This is a genomic window from Actinoallomurus iriomotensis (assembly GCF_030269445.1).
In the GTDB taxonomy this organism is placed as follows: domain Bacteria; phylum Actinomycetota; class Actinomycetes; order Streptosporangiales; family Streptosporangiaceae; genus Actinoallomurus; species Actinoallomurus iriomotensis.
Genome location: NZ_BSTJ01000010.1, coordinates 395,700 through 410,883 on the forward strand (window position 1 = coordinate 395,700; position 15,184 = coordinate 410,883).

The window sequence follows — 15,184 nt, forward strand, 5'->3', positions numbered from 1 at the left end:
GCCGCCTCCTCTGGAGCACGTCCATCCGCGGACATGATTCCACCCGGGCGCGCCGATGATCGACAGATCGGCGGAAAGTGGACGCACGCCGGAAAGCCCGCCCTGGCCGCACCTCGGTCACGGCGCCGGCGGCGTCCGTAGCGGGTCGCTCAGTGGGGCAGTTTGACGACCGACACGAAGAAGTCGTCGATCTGGCGGACGATGCGGATGAAGTTGTCGAAGTCCACCGGCTTGGTGACGTACGCGTTCGCGTGCAGGTCGTAGCTGTTCAGGATGTCCTCGTCCGCCTCCGACGTCGTCAGCACGACAACGGGGATGGAGCGCAGGTCCGGGTCGGCCTTGATGTCGCGCAGGACCTCCCGGCCGTCCTTACGCGGCAGGTTGAGGTCGAGCAGGATCAGGTCGGGCCGGGGTGCGCCGGCGTGCGGACCCTGCCGCCGGAGGTAGGCCGTCGCCTCCTCGCCGTCGCTGACGACGTGGAGATTGTTGCTGACCTTGTTGTCGTCGAACGCCTCCTTGGTCAGGAGCACGTCACCGGGGTCGTCCTCCACGAGGAGGACCTCGATCGAGCGTGCGCCGTCAGCCATCGTTCTCTCCAGCGGGAAGGGTCCAGCGGATGGTCGTGCCGGTACCACCGCCGGCGGTGGTACCGGAGTCGTTCGGGTCATCGGAGGCGGACGCGGAGGTGTCGAGCCAGATCCGGCCTCCGTGATGCTCGACGATCTTCTTGCACATCGCCAGGCCGATGCCCGTCCCCGTGTAGACGTCCTGGGGATGGAGGCGCTGGAAGATGAGGAAGATGCGTTCACCGTACTTGGCGTCGATCCCGATGCCGTTGTCGGAGCAGGAGAACTCCCAGAACGCGCCGTCCCGGCGGGCGCCGATGTGCACGCGTGGCGGCTCGTCGCCGTGAAACTTGATCGCGTTGCCGATGAGGTTCTGCAGCAACTGGGTGTACTGCGTCTGGTCGCCCGGCAGCCGCGGCAGCTCGTCGGCGGTCACCTCGGCCTCGGTCTCCTCGCGCAGCTGGGCGAGGCTGAACAGCGCCCGCTCCAGGCACACCCGCAGGTCGATCGTTGCCTCGCGGCGCTCGATCCGTCCGACGCGAGAGAAGCTCAGCAGGTCGTTGATGAGCACCTGCATGCGCTTGGCGCCGTCGACCGCGAAGTCGACGTACTGCTTGCCGCGGTCGTCCAGCTTGTCGCCGTACTTCCGCTCCAGCATCCGGCAGAAGCTGGCGACCTTCCGCAGCGGCTCCTGCAGGTCGTGGCTCGCGACGTACGCGAACTGTTCCAGCTCGGCGTTGGACCGGCGCAGCTCGGTGGCCTGTTCGTCCAGCCGGCGCCGGGCCTCGGAGGTGAAGCGCCACTCGTCGATGAGGCGCTGCCGCATGCCGTCGACGATGGCGGCCAGCTCGACGAACTCCGCCGAGCCGCGGAGTTCGAGCGAGTGGGTGAGGTCGCCCTGCGCCACCGCCCGTACGTTGGTGGCCAGTGACGACAGCGGGCGGAGCACGCCCCGCCGGATCAGCCACGTGAGACCGGCCGCCGACAGCACGGTGATCAGTACGGCCAAGGCCAGGGACCAGTAGACCTCCTCGACCCGATCGTCCAGCCGGCGGGCGAACCTCTGGTACAGGGCGGTCTGGTCCTTCTGGAGCGACGCGTTGGCGGCGCGGATCCGCGAGAAGGGCGCCTCTCCGGTGTCCGGCGCGGAGCCGCGCCGGGCGGCGAGGGGCTCGGCGTACCCGGCGCGCCAGTTCGCGGCGGCCCGGTCGAGGGCGGCGATGTCGGCGACGGAACGGCCGGAGCCGCCGACCTCGCTCAGCAGGCGCCGCATGGTGGCGGACGCACGGGCCTGTTCGGCGATCTTCTGCCGGTACGTCGCGAGCGCGGCGCGGTCGCCGGAGGCCGCGTACTGGCGGATCGCCGTGTCCTGCTGGCCGATGGCGCCGCTCAGCTGCGACTGCAGCAGCGCCGCCGGGACGATGTGACCGGTGATGAGCTCGCGAGTGTGCGACTGGCGGTAGATCGCCGCGCCCGACTGGGCGAGGGAGGCGATGAGGAGGATCCCGAGGATCAGCCCGCCGAGCCCGAACCACTGACCGATCCGTACGCGGCCGAGCCGGCTCTTCGGCACCGTGGGCACGAACGGAGCGATGACCGGCGGATCGGCGGGCGCGGAGTCGCCCGCGTCGGGCCGGGGAGACGCGTCGTCGGTGGTCTCGGGGGCGGCGTCGCCGTCCGCGGTCACGGGCGTTCTCCGCTGAGCAGGAGGATGGCGAGGTCGTCGGTGAGCCCGCCGCCGTTGAGGTTCTCGGCCTCGGCGACGAGGGCGTCGAGGAGGTCCTGCCCGGTCAGGCCGTCGTCCAGCGCGTCACGGGTGAGGCCGAGCAGGCCTTCGGTGTCGAGCCGCTGGGGACCGTCGCCGACGCGTCCTTCGATGAGCCCGTCGGTGTAGAGCATCAGGGCCCAGTCGCCGGGCAGCGCGACGGTGGCCGCGGGCCACTCGGCGTCGGGGAACAGGCCGAGCGCGGGGCCGCAGTCGTCCTCCGGGAGCGCCTCGACGGTGGCGCCGCCGAACAGCAGGGGCCGGGGGTGCCCGGCACGGTAGACGGTGGCGTGGGTCTGGTCGGGCGCGATGGTGATCATGCAGAGGGTGGTGAAGATCTCTTCGGTCCACCGCTCCAGGGTCAGGACCTCGTCGAGAGTGGTGAGCAGGTGACCGCCCGTGAGACCGGTCAGGACGAGCGTGCGCCAGGCCATGCGGAGCCGTACGCCGAGCGAGGCCTCATCGGGGCCGTGGCCGCTGACGTCGCCGATCATGAGGTGGACGGCGCCGTCGGGGGTCTGGATGGTGTCGTAGAAGTCGCCGCCGAGCAGGGCGCGGCGGCGGCCGGGACGGTAGCGGGTGTGGTGGCGCAGCCCGCCGTCCCGGAGTCGCGGGACCGGGAGCAGGCCCTGGGCCAGGCGGGTGTTCTCCCGGCCGAGCAGACGCGCCTCGACGAGTTCGCGCTCGGACGCCTCGGCGCGTTTCCGCTCGAGCGCGTAGCGCAGCGCCCGCGCCAGCAGCGCGGGCTCGACCTCCTGCTTGACCAGATAGTCCTCGGCGCCGGCGGCGACCGCCGCCACCCCGACCTGCGCGTCGTTCAACCCGGTCAGCACGAGCACGGCGGCACGCGGGGCCAGGGAGAGGACCTCCCGCAGCAGGTCCAGGCCGTCGGCGTCCGGCAGCGACAGGTCCAGCAGCACGCAGTGGAAGTTCGGCGCGCCGGCCAGCATCTCGCGGGCCTCGGCGAGGCTGCGGGCCACGGACAGGCCCGCGTCCAGGTCCGTCTCGTCGAGGAACTCCTGGACCAGCACCGCGTCGCCCAGGTCGTCCTCGATCAGCAGGATCCGCAGCGCGTCACGCCCCACCACCGGAACGTCCGCCGCCGACGACGCACCAACGGTCCTCACCGGGCTCCCGGCCTTTCACGAGACGTGTGCGGGGCCGCGCCCGAGGGTCCGTCCGCCCCACGAACCATGGTCACTCGCACACTCCCGCTTCTTGAGCGGGAAGCCCGCTTCGATGGTGGTGTGCCACGATACCGGCCGTAATTGCCGAGCGACAACGGACCGCCCCGTATGCGCCACACGGCTCATCGGCGCCACCGAGGGACCTCACGGGCGCCGTGCGTCTGCGGCCGTGTCCTTCGGCGGGCGGAGGTCACCGCTGTCCTGGCGGACCTCCGTGGCCGGCAGGCCCTCGGCCGCCTCGCGGCGCGTGGCCCCGATCCGGGCCGGGGCCACGCGCCGGAGTCACGACCGCACCGTCAACCGCATCGCGCCGATGCCACTGATCGATGTGTCGATGAGGTCGCCCGGCCGGATCGGGCCGACGCCAGGAGGCGCCCCGGTGAAGATGAGGTCGCCGGGCACCAGCGTCATGACCCGGGAGGCGTAGGACACGATCGCCGGTACGGGGGTCAGCAACTCCTTCGTCGTCACGTGCTGGCGGTGGTCGTCGCCGTTCACGACGAGGTCGATCTGGAAGGCGGCCGGGTCGGTGGCCTCGTCAGCGGTGGTGATCCACGGGCCGACCGGGCTGAAGGTGTCATAGCTCTTGCGACGCGAGCGGTCGCCCGTGCTGCGGACGGTCATGTCGAGCCCGAGCGTGTAGCCGAACACGTGGGCGAGGGCGTCCTCCTCCGGAATGTCCTTGCCGCCGCGGGCGACGACGATGACCAGCTCGGACTCGTGGTGGATCTCGTGACCGGCGGCGACCTCCGCGGCGGGCAGGACGATGGCGTCGCGAGGCCCGCTGATCGACGACGGCGCCTTCAGGAAGACGTCGAAGTTCATCATCCACGACTCGACCTTGCCGAGCGTCCGCTCCTGGACCCCGTGCATCTCCTCCACGTGCGCCGCGTAATTGCTCGCGCACGCCACGATCTTCGACGGGTTGAGCGCGGGCGCCAGCAGCCGTACCTCCGCCACGGGCACGGCCGATCCCGCCGCGGCGGCCTCCTCCAGCGCCGGTCGTACGGCGGGGAAGTCCCGGCACAGCCGGCGCCACCACCCGGCCGTCAGCGGATCGGCTTCGTGCGGCCACGGCAGGGCGCCGGTCACGTCGGTGACCGTCTCACCGGTGACGACGCCGAGCCGGTGGTCGTCGAACAGGGCGAGCTTCACAGGACTCCTTGCTGGGGGACGAAGGTGGACGTGACGGCCTGCGCCGCGGCGAGCGTCTCCTCGCGGTAGATGCCGAGCGCGCGCAGGACCGGGGCGTCACTGATACCGAAGAGGTCGGCGTTCTCGGCGGCGTGGTGCTCCACGGCCGACCACGACGGCACGACGAACATGTCGCCCGGTTCCCAGTCGAACCGTTGTTCGTCGATCACGCTGTGCCCGACGCCGCGGTGCACCACGAAGATCTGGTTGCCGGACCGCCGGCACGGCGTCGTCGAACGGCCGGCGATCAACCGGCGCACGCCGCAGGCGAGCGTGGGCAGCACGCTCGCGCCCGACCGCGGGTTGGCGAACTCCACCGCGACCGTGGCGGCGTCGGGGCGTTCGGCCGCACGCCGGTCCAGTTCGGCGGCAGTGTCGTTCCAGCGGTAGACGAGCAGCGGCGAGGGCTTCGGATCGAGCGCGCCGGTGACCTGTTCGTCGGCGAACCGCCCGGACGAGGCGCCGTAGGCCGCGACAGACCGGTTGCGCTCCCCGTCGACCGGCTGGCTGGTGGCCGGGTGCGGCTCGAAGAAGATGCCGTCCAGCGCTTCGATCATCGGCAGGTCGAGCCCGTCGAACCACAGCATCGAACCGTCAGTGGTGCTGGAGTGGTCGTGCCAGGCCCAGGCCGGGGTGAGCACGAGGTCGCCGGGCCGCATGTCGCAGGCGTCGCCGTTGACCGTGGTGAACACGCCCTCGCCTTCGAGCACGAACCGGATCGCCCCAGGGGTGTGCCGGTGCGCCGGTGCGGTCTCGCGTCCACCGAGGCACTGCACCGCTCCCCACAGCGTGCCCGCGGCGTACGGGCGTCCGCCCAGTCCGGGGTTGCGCAGGCTGAGCACCCGGCGTTCGCCGCCGCGCTCGACCGGGATGAGGCCGATGGCCCGCTCGGCCAGTGGCCGGTAGGTGCGCGCCGACCACAGCCACGGCACGGCCTTCGGCCGTGGCGTCGGCGTGAGCAACTCGCCGGTCACGGTCCACAGGGGGGCGAGACCGACCGCGTCGACGTCCCGGTAGAACGCCTCCAGCGCCTGGTCGATGTTCACGGTCACGAGGATTTACCTCCCTCTCAGGTGAGCGAGTCGGCGGCCACCGGCGCGGCCACCATTCCCGGGCGGCGGCCCAGGCCGAGCGCGACCAGCGCGCCGAGCGCGGCGGCCACGGCGACGGCGACGAACAGCACCGTGTTGTCGTCGTGGAACCAGCCGAGCAGCCACCCGCCGGCGTACGGGCCGAGGATCGCCCCGACCCGTCCGACGCCGAACATCGCGCCGGTCCCGGTGCCGCGCACATGCGTCGGGTACGACTGGGCCGCCAGGCCGTTCAGCACGAACTGGCCGCCGACGATGCCGAACCCGGCGACCGCCACGAGCACGACGTCCACCACCGTGCCGTCGATGGCCGCGATGAGCGCGACCGCGACGGTGCTCACCGCGAGCAGGTAGACGAGCCCGCGTCGCATGCTGGTCCACCCGCGGTCGTCCAGCAGCGCGACGAACAGGCCACCGACGACGCCACCGATCTGCAGCAGCGCGCCGAAGGAGAACGAGGTGCCGAAACCGTTGCCGCGCGCCTCCATGAGCGTCGGCATCCAGCCGGACAGCCCGTAGATGTCGAACAGCACGAGGAAGGCGCAGGCCCACAGCGCGATGGTCGTCCGCCGGTACCGGTCCGACAGCAGGATCGCGACGATCTCCACGGTACGGGCACGGTCGCGAGGCCGCCCGAACACGGCTCCGGCGTACGCTCCGGCCCGGTCGGGGCGTACGCGGCCGAGGACCTCGGCGGCGTCCTCGTGCCGGCCGCGCATCACCAGGAACTGCACCGACTCCGGCAGGGTGAACCACAGGACGATCGCGATCGGTACGGACAGGCCGCCGAGCCAGTAGAGGATCTGCCAGCCGTGGCCGGGGGTGAGCCAGATCCCGGCGGCCGAGGCGAGCACGCCGCCGAAGGCGTATCCGGAGATGCCGAGCGTGCCCATCCGGTTGCCGCTGGCGGCCGGGGTGAACTCGTTGATGTAGGCGGTGCCCAGCGGCATGATCACGCCGAGGCTCAGCCCGGTGACGCCGCGGAGCGCCACGAACGTCGTGAACGAGCCGGCCAGTGCGGCGGTCAGCACGCTGAACACCCCTGCGAACAGCAGTGCGGACAGCAGCACCGGCCGCCGGCCGTACCGGTCGGCGACCGGCCCGTGGGCGAGGGCGCCGACCGCGAAGCCGATCAGTCCGGAGGAGACGAGGAACCCGGCCTCGCTGTGACTCAGGCCCCACGGCTTGACCACGTAGTGGATGACGTACGACGGGTTGAGCGTGTCGTAACCGTCGAAGACGGTCGCTGCGATGATCGAGGCGATGAGCGTCCAGTGGAACGGCGTCAGTGACGCGGACCGGAGTTCTTCGCGGGCGTCCAGCGGCGGGCCGGACTCGATGGCGGCCATGGGAGCCTCCTGGGCCGAGGGGTGAGGGTCAGGACAGGGACGGTTCGGCCAGTCGGTCACGGAGTTCGGCGGCGGGTACGCCGATGCCGAACCTGCGCACGCTCTCCAGCAGCGAGACGCGCCGCAGCCATACACGGGCGCGGCCGGGATCGGCGGCGATGGCGCGCAGTTCGGCCTGGTTGCGGCGGCGGAGCGTCTCGTCGCGCTCGCGCATGCGCTGCGTGTTGCGCTCGGTGTCGGCCTGCACGTACTCCAGCGCGATGCGGCGGCGACACTCGGCGAAGGCGTCGAACTCCTCCTCGCCCGCCTCGCCCCGGCGGACCCGTACCATCCGGCGCGTCAGGTCCATGGCGTCGTGGATGCCGCTGTTGAGCCCCACACCTCCCATCGGGCTGTTGATATGCGCCGCATCGCCGATGAGGAAGGCGCGACCGCGCCGGAAGACGCTCGCGACCCGCTGGTGCACGCTGTAGATCTGGTGGTCGACGATCGGGTAGCCCTCCGGGCGTGGCGCGACGCCCCGCAGGCGCGCCTGCATCACGTCCGGCCGGGTCGCCTCCTCGGCCGGCACCCGCGCCGGCACCGGCCACAACACCCGCCACGACTCCGGGGTGCGCAGGATGAACAGCCACTCGTCCGGGTCGGCGATGTAGTTGACCTCGGCGATGCCGGGGAGCTGTTCGCGCATGTCCACCGGGGTGCTGACGATCAGGAAGCGCTCGGTGTAGGTGTGGCCCTCGAACGGGATGGCCAGGGACCGCCGGACCGTGCTGCGCGGGCCATCGGCACCGATGAGGTAGGCGGCGCGCAGTGTCCGCGGCCCTTGCGGGGTCTCGATGGTCACGGTCACGGCGTCGCCGTCCTGCTCCGCGCCGATGAACCGCGACCCGAACAGCAGGTCGGCGTCCGGCTCCCGGTGCAGCCGCTCGTACAGGAAGCGCACGAGGTGCTGCTGGTTGAGCTGGAGCCGGTACGGGTAGCGGGTCTCGTCGGCGAGGAGCCCGAGGTCGAACTCGGCGACGAGACCCTCGGCGCGGTCACGGAACTGGTACCTGGGCACCACCAGGCCCTCGTCGTGCATCCGCCCGGTGATGTCGATCTCCTCCAGCAGTTCGAGCGTCGCCGCGTGGAAGGTGGAGGCGCGCCAGTCCGGGCTCGGCCGCGGGGCGGTCTCGACGACGACCACGGGCACGTCCTGCCGTACAAGTGAGGCGGCGGCGGTCATCCCGACCGGGCCCGCTCCGATGACGACCACCGGGAGATCGGTTCTGTTCGGCATGTCCGGGACACTACGAAATCGTTCTTCCTATGGGAATAGTTCTCTATATAGTTCCGCTATGTCGAATTCTTCGGTGGACAACGCACTCCGGCTGCTGCAACTGGTGGGGGAGCGGAAGGTGATCCGCGTCGCCGAGGCGGCCGAGACCCTGGGCACCGCACGCTCGACCGCGCACCGGCTGCTCGCCGCGCTGCTTCGGCACGGGTTCGTGGTCCAGGACAAGCCGAACGGCGTCTACCGTCCCGGGCCGGCGCTGACCGAGATCGGTGCCGCCGCCATCGGCGGTATCGACATCCGCCGTGTCGCCCGCCCCGTCCTGGAGGACCTGCGCGAACGCACCCAGGAGACGATCAGCCTCAGCACGCTGGAGGGCCGCGACGTCCGGTTCATCGACTGCGTGGAGAGCCCGCGCGCGGTCCGTGTCGGCAGCCGTACAGGTGTGGTGTTGCCGGCCAACTGCACGGCGGGCGGCAAGTCGCTCCTGGCGGCGATGCCACCCGCCGATCTGACTCGCCGTTACGCCGGTCACGACCTGCCCGCGCGCACGTCTTCCTCGGTCGCGGACTGGGAGGACCTGCTGGCAGAGCTGGCCGAGATCCGGCGTACCGGCTACGCGCTCAACGTTGAGGAAGGCGAGAGCGGCATCTGCGCGGTGGGCGCCGCGATGCGCGACCTGACCGGAGCCCCGGTCGCCGCCATCGCCGCCGTCATCCCTTCGAGCCGGATGCCGACCGTCGAGGCCGGCCGTGCCCTCGCCCCCCTCGTGACCGAGGCGGCGCGCGCCGTGGAGGACCTGCTCCATGCCGCGGTGTGAGTCCCTGGACAGGCCGCCGGTTCCCGACTTTCCTGATCTCGGCGGGACACGGGTCGAGGCAGAGGGGAAGGCGATCGGATGGACGCGGGTACGGAGCTGACGCGTGAACGGTGGGAGGCCAACGCCGCGTACTGGGTGAAGATCATCCGGGAGGGGCGGGACCGCTACCGGACGGAGCTCACCGACGACGCCCTGCTCGGCGCGGTCGGGGAGTGCGCCGGGCTGCGGGTCCTCGACGCCGGGTGCGGCGAGGGGTATCTCACCCGCCGGCTCGCGGGACTCGGCGCGCACGTCGCCGGGATGGACGTCTGCCGGGGACTGGTGGAGGCGGCGGCCGGGCTCGGCGGCGCGTACGCGTCCGCGAGCGTCGACGCCCTGCCCCTCCGCGACGGCACCCTCGACCTGGTGGTCTGCAACCACCTGTTCAGCCACCTGCCCGACCCGTCGGGCGCGATCGGTGAGTTCGGCCGGGTGCTGCGGAGCGGCGGGCGGCTGGTCGTCCTCACGCTGCACCCGTGCTTCTACAACGAGGCCTCCGAGCGCGGCGCCGCCGACAGCGTGCCGGCGTCGCGGTACTTCGCCGCGCGTGGCATCGACCAGCACTTCGTGGTGGACGGGCTGGAGTCGCCCTCGGTCATCACATCATGGCTGCGGCCGCTGGAGTACTACTCCGCGACGTTGCGCGACGCCGGGTTCGTCATCACCGACATCCGCGAGCCCCGCCCGAACGAGGAGCAGGTGCGCGCCGACCCGTGGTGGCACGAGGGCTTCCCGACCGCCCTGTTCATCCTGCTGACCGCCGAACGGCGGTGAGCGCCGCCTCCGGAGCGCGGCGGGGTTTTTGAGACGGGCCCCCTACGGCTTGCGGCCGACGCCGCCGGCCATCCAGATGCCCTTCGGCGGCGCGGTGTCCACCGGTCCGTCGGGACGCCAGTCGCGGAGCGGCACCAGGCCCGGCTCGGCGAGTTCCAGGCCGTCGAAGAAGGGACGCACCTCGTCGAGCGTACGGGCGGCGTTGGCGCCCGGCCGGTCCAACAGGGCCCGGTAGACGTCCTCGACCGGTGTGACGGCGTCGGGGCGGTTGTCGAACACGGCGTGGGACAGGACGAGGTGGCTGCCGCCCGGCAGCAGGTCGCGCAGGAGGGCGACGCTCTTGAACGGCTCGTCCGAGTGCGGGATGAACTGCAGCGCGCCGAGGATGACGACCGCGACCGGCCGGCCGAAGTCGATCAGCCCGTCGTCCCGGCAGCGTTCGACCATCTCCCGTGGACGCAGGATGTCGCCCTCGACCACCGAACTCGACGCGCTGTCGACCAGGATGGCGCGGGCGTGGGACAGGACGACGGGATCGCTGTCGACGTAGACCGTCACGCTGCCGGGGCCGTGGGACCGGGCGACCTCGTGGGTGTTGTTCCGCGTCGGCAACCCGGCGCTGACGTCGATGAACTGCCGGATGCCGCGCTCGCGGAGATGCCGTATGGCGCGGCCGAGGAACCGCCGGTTCTCCACGACCATGCTCTTGATCTCCGGAGCGATGGCGAGGAGCCGGTCGGCGGCGTCCCGGTCGGCGGCGAAGTTGTCCTTGCCGCCGAGGAAGTAGTCGTTCATGCGCGCGATGTTGGCGACACTCGTGTCGAAGCCGCCGGGAGCCCGGTGGCGCGGGGAGCGGCCGGACGTCATGGCAGCGGCGCGTCCGAGCCGGCGACGTGGAGCGGGACGCCGCGCGTGCGCAGCGCCGCGAGCTCTTCCTCCGGCGTGCCGGAGTCGACGATGACCAGGTCGAAGGCGGTCAGCGGCGCGAGCTGGTGCAGGCCGTTCTTGGCGAACTTGCTGTGGTCCACCAGCAGCACCCGCCGGTCGGCCGAGTCCATCAGCGCGAGCTTGACGGCGACGGTCTCCTGCGACTGGTGGTAGCAGTGGCCGTTGGTGATCGCGGTCGTGGACATGAACAGCACGTCCGCGTGGAGGGACCGGATGGCGTCGCAGGTGCGCAGCCCGAGGAAGGCGTCGTACGCCGGGTAGTACGCGCCGCCGAGCGCGATCAGGTCGATGTCGGGCTTGCCGGCCAGCAGGTTGACCGCGGCCAGGAAGTTCGTGATCACGGTGAGCGGGCCGCGCGAGGGCAGGAGCTCGGCGACGGACAGCCCGGTGGTGCTCTCGTCGATCATGATCGAGTCGCCGGGGGAGACCAGTCCGGCCGCCGCGTCGGCGAGTTGCCGCTTGGCCTCGGCCATCGCCTGGAGCCGGTGCCGTACGTCGCCGTGGTACATGGCCGACGGCTGCGCGGTGGCGCCGCCGCGGATCTTGCGCAACCAGCCCTTGCTCTGCAGCACGTCGAGGTCGCGGTGGATGGTCATCACGCTGACGTCGTACGCCTCGGCGAGCGCCTTGATCTGCACGAACCCCTCGTCCGCCACGCGCTGGCGGATCTTCTCGCGGCGTTCACGCGAGGCCGCGCCGTCGCTGACGGCGGGTGCCGTCGCGTCCTCTGTCACCTGGGCTCCTTCCCCCCGTGTACGCCGCAGTGTGATGTTGGCGTGGAAAGTAACATACACCCCGCTTCGCCGTCACAGGGGGGATACGGCGTGCTGGCGACCTGCCGCGGCGACCCGGACCTCGCACTTCTTAACAGCTGTTAACAGTAATCGATGTTAAGTACGCCGAGAATCTTGACATTCTTCGCACCAGAGGTGTTGTGTTCATCACGTCAACCAGGCGGTGACCCGATGGCCGCCGTGCCTCCTCGTCCCCCTTCGCCGGAGGAGAACGTGAAGAAGCTCCTGCCCAGAACGGCCGCCGCGGCCGCGGCCGCCCTGCTCGCGCTCACCGCGGCGGCGGCCTGCTCGTCGAACGGATCCGGCGGGTCCGGTGGTGGTGGCAAGGACGCGAAGATCGCGTTCTTGATGCCGGACATCGCGTCGACCCGCTACGAGCTGTACGACGCGCCGCTGTTCAAGGCCAAGATGAAGCAGCTGTGCCCCGGCTGCACCGTGCTGTACCAGAACGCCGGCGCCGACGCCGCGAAGCAGCAGCAGCAGGCCAACTCCGTGCTGGCCCAGGGCGTCAAGGCCATCGTCATCGACCCGGTCGACTCGGCGGCGGCCGCCACGATCGTGCGGAACGCGCAGTCCCAGGGCGTCAAGGTCATCGCCTACGACCGGCCGATCCCCGCGACCAAGGCCGACTACTACGTCTCCTTCGACAACCAGAAGATCGGCGCGCTGATCGCCCAGTCGCTGGTCGACCATCTCAAGGAGAAGAAGGCCAAGGGCGGGATCCTGGAGGTCAACGGCTCGCCGACCGACGCCGCCGCCGGGCTGATCAAGAAGGGCATCCACAGCGCCGTCGACACCAGCGGGATCAAGCTGCTCGCCGAGTACGACACGCCGAACTGGGACCCCGCCAAGGCGCAGGACTGGGTGAGCGGCCAGATCAGCAAGTTCGGCGGCCAGATCGCCGGCGTGGTCGCGGCCAACGACGGCACCGGCGGCGGCGCGATCGCCGCCTTCAAGGCCGCGGGCGCGGACGTGCCGCCGGTGACCGGGAACGACGCCGAGCTCGCCGCGGCACAGCGGATCATCGCCGGCGACCAGTACAACACGATCTCCAAGCCGATCAAGATCGTCGCTGAGGCCGCCGCCACCGTGACGTACCAGTTCGTCCAGGGCAAGCCGCCCGCGGCGCAGACCACCCTGTTCAACACGCCGTCGCAGCTGTTCACGCCGACCGTGGTCACCCAGGACAACATCGCCAAGGTCCTGCTCGGGCCGGGCGGCGCGCTCAAGCCCTCCGCCGTCTGCACCCAGACGTACGCGGCGGCCTGCGCCAAGCTCGGCATCAAGTAGGCGGGACGAGTAGGAGTCCAGTAGGAAACGTCATGTCCACATCGCCCTCCGACGCGGGCACGCTGCTGTCCCTGCGAGGTATCACCAAGACCTTCGGCGCCGTCGCCGCGCTCACCGACGTCGACCTCGACGTGGCGGCCGGCGAGGTCGTCGCCGTCGTCGGTGACAACGGCGCCGGGAAGTCCACCCTGGTGAAGGTGCTGTCGGGCGTCCACGCGCCGGACGCGGGCACCATCACCTTCGAGGACCGCGCGGTGACGATCCCGAGTCCGGCCGCGGCCCAGTCGCTCGGGATCGCCACCGTGTTCCAGGACCTCGCGCTCTGCGAGAACCTCAACGTGATCGAGAACCTGTTCCTCGGCCGCGAGCTGCGGGCGCTGCGGCTCAACGACGTGGCGATGGAGGTGCGCTCCCGCGAGCTGCTCGACCAGCTCTCGGCGAAGATCCCGACGGTGCGCATCCCGGTCGCCGCGCTGTCGGGCGGCCAGCGGCAGACCGTCGCGATCGCCCGTTCCCTGCTCGGCGATCCGAAGATCGTCATCCTCGACGAGCCGACCGCCGCGCTGGGCGTCGCGCAGACCGCCGAGGTGCTCAACCTGATCGACCGGCTGCGCGAGCGCGGCCACGGAGTGATCATGATCAGCCACAACATGGCCGACGTGCTCGCGGTCGCCGACAAGGTGGCCGTGCTGCGCCTGGGCCGCAACAACGGCGTCTTCGACGCGCTGGAGACCACCTCCGAGGAGATCGTCACGGCGATCACGGGCGCCACCGACAACGCCGTGACCCGGCGCGCCCGGCGTGGGCGCCGCGCCACCGAAGCGGTGAAGGAGGCCGACGATGAGTGACCTCGGCACGGCGCCCGCGCCGACGCGGGGCGAGACGACCGTGGAGGAGTACGGCGGCGGGCTGCGCGCGCTGACGAGCCGGTTCCGCGGTGGCGACCTCGGCGTGCTGCCGGTCGTCGTCGGCCTGGTGGTGATCTGGACGGTGATGCAGATCCTCAACCCGGTCTTCCTGTCCAGCACCAACCTGGTCAACCTCACGCTGGAGTGCGTGCCGGTCGGCGTCATCGCGCTGGGCGTCGGGTTCATGCTGCTCGTCGGGCAGATCGACCTGTCGATCGGCTCGCTCAGCGGGATGGCCGCGGCGGTCACCGCGATCCTGTTCGTCGGCCACGGGTGGTCGCCATGGCTGGCCGTGCCGGCCGCGGTGGTGATCTCCGGGGCGGTCGGCTGGCTGTACGCACAGGTGTTCAACCGGCTCGGCGTGCCCAGCTTCGTCATCACGCTCGCCGGCCTGCTCGGCTTCCTCGGCATCCAGCTGTGGGTGCTCGGCGCCGCGGGCTCGATCAACCTGCCGTTCGACTCCGGACTGGTCGCCTTCGCCCAGCTCGACTTCGTGCCGCAGTGGCTGTCGTACACGCTGATCGTGGTCGCGGCGGCCGGGCTGTTCGCCAGCGGCTACCTGCGGGCGCGCGAGCGCCGCCGGGCCGGGCTCGCCGCGGCGTCGATCCAGGGCCTGCTGCTGCGCAGCGTCGTGCTGCTCGCCGGGGCCGGCGTGGCCGTCTGGTACCTGGGCCGCACCCGCGGCGTCGGCTGGATGTTCGTGCTGTTCCTCGCCCTGGTCCTGGTGACGCACTACGTGCTGACGCGCACGAAGTACGGCAAGTCGATCTACGCGGTGGGCGGCAACGTCGAGGCGGCCCGCCGGGCGGGCATCAACGTCAAGGCCGTCTACACCTCGGCGTTCGTGCTGTGCACGACGCTCGCCGCGATCGGCGGCGTCCTGGCCGCGGCTCGTCTCGCCGCGTCGAACCAGAGCAGCGGTGGCGGTGACGTCAACCTCAACGCGATCGCCGCCGTGGTGATCGGCGGTACCAGCCTGTTCGGCGGGCGGGGCAGCGCGTTCGCCGCGCTGTTCGGCATCGTCGTCATCCAGTCGATCTCCAGCGGGCTCACCCTGCTGAACCTCGACTCCTCCTACCGCTACATGGTCACCGGGGCGGTGCTGCTGCTCGCGGTGGCGCTCGACGCGGTGGCCCGCCGATCCCGCGCGTCTCACGGCCGCGCCTGACGAGAGGAGAAGGACACT

At 71.2% G+C, this 15,184-nt stretch carries 14 protein-coding genes; 5 read left to right on the plus strand and 9 right to left on the minus strand.

Annotated features, from left to right (window positions below; genetic code table 11):
* Nucleotides 1-149: 149 nt before the first annotated feature.
* From QSK37_RS36850 to QSK37_RS36880, 7 genes are all read right to left on the minus strand, one after another.
* Complete coding sequence (locus QSK37_RS36850) at nt 150-587, minus strand: response regulator (RefSeq protein WP_285630192.1); 438 nt, start codon at nt 585-587, stop codon at nt 150-152.
* Nucleotides 580-2,253 (minus strand): sensor histidine kinase, encoded by a 1,674-nt coding sequence (locus tag QSK37_RS36855; RefSeq protein ID WP_285630195.1) that lies wholly within the window; start codon nt 2,251-2,253, stop codon nt 580-582. The genes QSK37_RS36850 and QSK37_RS36855 overlap by 8 nt, the downstream gene beginning before the upstream one ends.
* A complete protein-coding gene (locus QSK37_RS36860; RefSeq protein ID WP_285630197.1) occupies nt 2,250-3,458 on the minus strand; it encodes a PP2C family protein-serine/threonine phosphatase in 1,209 nt (402 codons plus the stop codon). The genes QSK37_RS36855 and QSK37_RS36860 overlap by 4 nt, the downstream gene beginning before the upstream one ends.
* A gap of 342 nt (nt 3,459-3,800) precedes the next feature.
* Nucleotides 3,801-4,673 carry a fumarylacetoacetate hydrolase family protein gene (locus QSK37_RS36865; RefSeq protein ID WP_285630200.1) on the minus strand — a complete coding sequence of 291 codons (873 nt, stop codon included), beginning with the start codon at nt 4,671-4,673 and terminating at the stop codon, nt 3,801-3,803.
* Entirely contained in the window at nt 4,670-5,764 is a 1,095-nt protein-coding gene (locus tag QSK37_RS36870) for a cupin domain-containing protein (RefSeq protein ID WP_285630202.1), read from the minus strand. Before QSK37_RS36870 ends, QSK37_RS36865 begins: the two co-directional genes overlap by 4 nt.
* A gap of 17 nt (nt 5,765-5,781) precedes the next feature.
* A complete protein-coding gene (locus tag QSK37_RS36875) occupies nt 5,782-7,152 on the minus strand; it encodes an MFS transporter (RefSeq protein ID WP_285630204.1) in 1,371 nt (456 codons plus the stop codon).
* Nucleotides 7,153-7,180: 28 nt separating this feature from the next.
* On the minus strand, nt 7,181-8,431 hold the full coding sequence (locus tag QSK37_RS36880; RefSeq protein WP_285630206.1) for an FAD-dependent oxidoreductase: 1,251 nt from the start codon (nt 8,429-8,431) through the stop codon (nt 7,181-7,183).
* A gap of 58 nt (nt 8,432-8,489) precedes the next feature.
* Here QSK37_RS36880 and QSK37_RS36885 point away from each other — a divergent pair, with 58 nt between their 5' ends.
* Complete coding sequence (locus tag QSK37_RS36885; protein WP_285630208.1) at nt 8,490-9,245, plus strand: IclR family transcriptional regulator; 756 nt, start codon at nt 8,490-8,492, stop codon at nt 9,243-9,245.
* A gap of 78 nt (nt 9,246-9,323) precedes the next feature.
* A complete protein-coding gene (locus QSK37_RS36890; RefSeq protein ID WP_285630210.1) occupies nt 9,324-10,058 on the plus strand; it encodes a class I SAM-dependent methyltransferase in 735 nt (244 codons plus the stop codon).
* A 42-nt stretch (nt 10,059-10,100) separates the two neighbouring features.
* Here QSK37_RS36890 and QSK37_RS36895 read toward each other — a convergent pair whose 3' ends face one another.
* On the minus strand, nt 10,101-10,925 hold the full coding sequence (locus tag QSK37_RS36895; protein ID WP_285630215.1) for an SAM-dependent methyltransferase: 825 nt from the start codon (nt 10,923-10,925) through the stop codon (nt 10,101-10,103).
* On the minus strand, nt 10,922-11,740 hold the full coding sequence (locus tag QSK37_RS36900; protein WP_285630217.1) for a DeoR/GlpR family DNA-binding transcription regulator: 819 nt from the start codon (nt 11,738-11,740) through the stop codon (nt 10,922-10,924). Before QSK37_RS36900 ends, QSK37_RS36895 begins: the two co-directional genes overlap by 4 nt.
* Before the next feature lie 273 nt (nt 11,741-12,013).
* Here QSK37_RS36900 and QSK37_RS36905 point away from each other — a divergent pair, with 273 nt between their 5' ends.
* The 3 genes from QSK37_RS36905 to QSK37_RS36915 are packed head-to-tail and all read left to right on the plus strand — an operon-like array spanning nt 12,014 to nt 15,166.
* Nucleotides 12,014-13,090, plus strand: a complete 1,077-nt coding sequence (locus QSK37_RS36905; RefSeq protein ID WP_285572688.1) for a substrate-binding domain-containing protein — start codon at nt 12,014-12,016, stop codon at nt 13,088-13,090.
* A gap of 32 nt (nt 13,091-13,122) precedes the next feature.
* Nucleotides 13,123-13,938, plus strand: coding sequence for an ATP-binding cassette domain-containing protein (locus tag QSK37_RS36910; protein ID WP_285630219.1), 816 nt, complete (start codon nt 13,123-13,125; stop codon nt 13,936-13,938).
* Complete coding sequence (locus tag QSK37_RS36915; RefSeq protein WP_285630221.1) at nt 13,931-15,166, plus strand: sugar ABC transporter permease; 1,236 nt, start codon at nt 13,931-13,933, stop codon at nt 15,164-15,166. The genes QSK37_RS36910 and QSK37_RS36915 overlap by 8 nt, the downstream gene beginning before the upstream one ends.
* The last annotated feature ends 18 nt before the right edge of the window (nt 15,167-15,184 follow it).